The organism is Microbacterium sp. (assembly GCF_039812165.1).
Lineage (GTDB): Bacteria > Actinomycetota > Actinomycetes > Actinomycetales > Microbacteriaceae > Microbacterium.
This window is the reverse complement of sequence record NZ_JBDIAB010000284.1, coordinates 1-2,987: the sequence shown is the minus strand read 5'-3', so window position 1 is coordinate 2,987 and position 2,987 is coordinate 1. Positions and strand designations below refer to the sequence as shown.

The following is a 2,987-nucleotide window of genomic DNA, read 5'->3' as shown; positions in this document are numbered from 1 at the left end:
CTCGGCCTCCGGCGCGGCAGGCGGGGGCTCCGGCGCGGCAGCCGGCGGGAGCGCCGGTGCGGGCTCCGTCACGACGGCCGGCGCGGGTGCGGGCTCCGGCGCCGCGGTGGGGGCGTCGGCGGCAGGCGGTGGCGCCGCTGCCGGCGCCGGCATGGCCGGCGCGGCCGTCGCCGGCGCGGCGGCCGGCGGTTTGCTGGCCGGGGTGGGCGCGTGGGTCGCGGTCGCCGCAGCCGGTGCGCTCGTGGTCGGCGGCGCCGTGACCGCGGCCGTGCTCCTCCCGCCCGCGACGTCGTCGGTCGCGGAGTCCACGACCGCCGACGACACCACTCCGACCGATGGGGATGCCTCCGCGCCCGGCCCCGGCAACCTGCCCGTGCCCGGTGCGTCCGTGCCCGTGCCGCCCCCGGCGAACCCGCCGAGCGCCGCGCCCGCCGACCCCGGCACGACGACTCCCGGCGGCACGGCGCCGGGCACGGGTCCGACCGACCCGGGGACCACGGACCCCGGTCCGAGCGGTCCCGGCACGAACCCGGGTCCCACGGATCCGACGGATCCCGGCCCGACGGATCCCACGGATCCCGGTCCGACCGACCCGACCGATCCCGGCCCGACGGACCCGACCGATCCCGGTCCCACCGACCCGACCGACCCCGGCCCGACCGATCCGACGGATCCGACGGACCCGGTCGACCCCGGTCCTCAGCTGCCCGACGGCGCGCCGTCGGCGGGCTCGGCGACCGTCCAGTTCATCGGCATCCAGCTCAACCTCCACGTGCCGCTGTCCGGCGCACCGGGCTCGACGGTCGAGGTGCTCCTGAACGGCAGCAGCAAGGGGCTCGTGACGCTCGACTCCGCGGGCGCGGGGACGGTCACGCTGCGACCCACCCTGCGCGAGCTGCTCGCCGACGCCGACGTCGACGTCCGCTACGTCCTCGGCGACCTGGCCGGCCCCTGGTCGACCTCGTCGCTCAGCGACCTCATCGACCTCGAGGCGATCATCCGCCGTCTGCTCTAGCCGGTCACGGGCCCCGCGGGTGCCACGATCCGCGCCGTCGGCCCGGCGCCGGCCCGCGGACGTCCTGCCCGGGGGCGGCCGCATGGCCAGCATCTACACTGGACGCATGTCCGAGACCGCGCACGTCAAGCCCCAGCCGCCCGCCGCGCCGCCGGCCGGCATGCGCGCCCGGCTGACCGTGGTCGACGTGCTCGCCTTCCTGTGCGAGCTGTTCGCGTTCGGCACGCTCGCGGTGTGGGGCTTCGTCGCGTGGCCCCTCCCCTGGAACTTCGTCGTGGGCATCGGCGCACCGCTCCTCGCGATCCTGCTGTGGGCGCTGTTCGTCTCGCCGCGCGCGGTCGTGCGCGTGCACCCGTTCGTGCGCGCGCTCGTCGAGCTGCTCGTCTACGCGTCCGCGACGCTCGCATGGTGGAGCAGCGGTCAGGCCTGGATCGGCCTCGGCTTCGCCGTCGTCGCCGTCACCACGGGGCTCATCGCCGGACGCCGGCGCCTGGGCGCATGAGCTCGGACGTCGTCGCGCAGCTGCGGGCCGAGCTGGGCGACCGCGTCGACACGGATGCCGCGGCGCTCCAGTCCGCGCGCGCCGACAAGTCCGGGCACGCCTCGGCCGGTGCTCCCCTCGCCGTCGTGCACGCGGCATCCGTCGCCGACGTGCAGGCCGTGCTCCGCATCGCGCATCGCACCGGCACGCCCGTCGTGACGCGCGGCGCCGGCACCGGCCTCGCCGGCGGCGCGAACGCGGGGCCGGGCGAGATCGCGCTGTCGATGCTGGGCATGGCCCGCATCCTCGAGATCCGTCCCGACGACCTGCTGGCGGTCGTGGAGCCCGGCATCCTCAACGGCGATCTCAACGCCGTGCTCGCCGAGCACGGCCTGTGGTGGGCGCCCGATCCGGCCAGCCGGGCGATCTCGACGGTCGGCGGCAACATCGCGACCGGCGCCGGCGGCCTGCTGTGCGCGAAGTACGGCGTCGTCCGCGACGCGGTGCTCGGCGTCGACCTCGTGCTCGCCGACGGCCGCCTGCTGCATCTCGGCCATCGCAGCGTCAAGGGCGTCACCGGCCTCGACCTCACCTCCCTCGTGATCGGCTCGGAGGGCACGCTCGGCGTCGTCGTGGGCGCGACGCTCAAGCTCCGCCGGCTCGTGCCCGGCGAGGTCCGCACGATCGTCGCGACGTTTCCCGGCGTCCGCGCCGCGGCCGCGGGCTCGGCGGCCGTCACGGCCTCGGGGGCGCAGCCGGCGATCATGGAGCTCATGGACGCGACCTGTCTCGCGGCCGCGCACGCGCTGCTGGGGCTCGAGACGCCGCCGGCGGATGCCGCGCAGCTGACGATCCAGACCGACGGACCCGCGGCGGCGGCCGAGGCCGACGCGATCGCGGCCGTGCTCCGCGCCGTCGGCGGGACGGTGCGCGTCGCGGCCGACGAGGCGGAGGGCGAGCGGCTCCTCGCGGTGCGGCGCGCGATGCATCCCGCGATGGAGACGCTCGGCACGACCCTCATCGAGGACGTCTCGGTGCCGCGCAGCATGCTCCCCGCCATGTTCGACGAGATCGCCCGCGTGGAGCGGGAGCACGGCATCCGGATCCCGACCGTCGCGCACGCCGGCGACGGCAACCTGCACCCGAACTTCGTGTTCGAGGGCGCCGAGGTGCCCGACGAGATCTGGGATGCCGCGGACGACCTCTTCCGCTCGGCGCTGCGTCTGGGCGGCACCCTGACCGGCGAGCACGGCATCGGCGTGCTCAAGCGCCGGTGGCTGGCCGACGAGCTCGGCGACGACCAGTGGGAGCTGCAGCGCCGGATCACGCGCGTGTTCGACCCGACCGGCATCTTGAACCCGGGCAAGGTCTTCGCCCTCTGACGCCCGTCCGGGCCGTCGCGGAGCGGGCACGCGCGGTGGCGGGCGGGCGGCACCGCGCGGGGACGGCGTCAGCCGCGCGCGACGCGCTCCGTCGCGGGCTCGTCCAGGA

General features: G+C 76.7%; 3 protein-coding genes. All 3 read left to right on the top strand.

Translation table 11 applies throughout. The features are described from left to right. A partial coding sequence (locus WML84_RS14360; RefSeq protein WP_347346819.1) for a hypothetical protein occupies positions 1–1,015 on the top strand: 1,015 nt, incomplete at its 5' end. A gap of 106 nt (positions 1,016–1,121) precedes the next feature. After that, positions 1,122–1,517, top strand: a complete 396-nt coding sequence (locus WML84_RS14355) for a YrdB family protein (protein ID WP_347346818.1) — start codon at positions 1,122–1,124, stop codon at positions 1,515–1,517. After that, entirely contained in the window at positions 1,514–2,878 is a 1,365-nt protein-coding gene (locus WML84_RS14350) for an FAD-linked oxidase C-terminal domain-containing protein (protein ID WP_347346817.1), read from the top strand. Before WML84_RS14355 ends, WML84_RS14350 begins: the two co-directional genes overlap by 4 nt. Positions 2,879–2,987 lie beyond the last annotated feature (109 nt).